Raw genomic sequence first — 251 nt, 5'->3', positions numbered from 1 at the left:
CTATTATGACAGTCGCCGTTTTATCATGTGGGGCGGCGCTCTTGACGTCTGCAAAGGCCGATTCACCACGCGAAGACCAGACCCGTTATGGCTTGGCCTCTGGTAATGGCCCTCTCAACACTTTGCTGATTCACGGCCAGCCCACAACGCCGAAAATTGCAGGTAACAGTGCGCTTTTCGTCCAGAAAATCGCGGAATCCGGCAACACGGATGTCGTTCTTTTAACATCCGTTGGCGGTCAGGCTTGTGAT

Annotated in this window: 1 protein-coding gene; it reads left to right on the top strand. The window is 53.4% G+C overall.

Going from position 1 to position 251, the window contains the following annotated elements; genetic code table 11:
* The coding region (locus Absy_RS12645) for a hypothetical protein (protein ID WP_219810137.1) at positions 1-251 on the top strand (251 nt) is incomplete at both ends.

This window comes from Acetobacter syzygii, from assembly GCF_000964225.1.
GTDB classification, from domain to species: domain Bacteria; phylum Pseudomonadota; class Alphaproteobacteria; order Acetobacterales; family Acetobacteraceae; genus Acetobacter; species Acetobacter syzygii.
The sequence above is the reverse complement of the archived record's forward strand: the minus strand, read 5'-3'. Positions and strand labels throughout refer to the sequence as shown.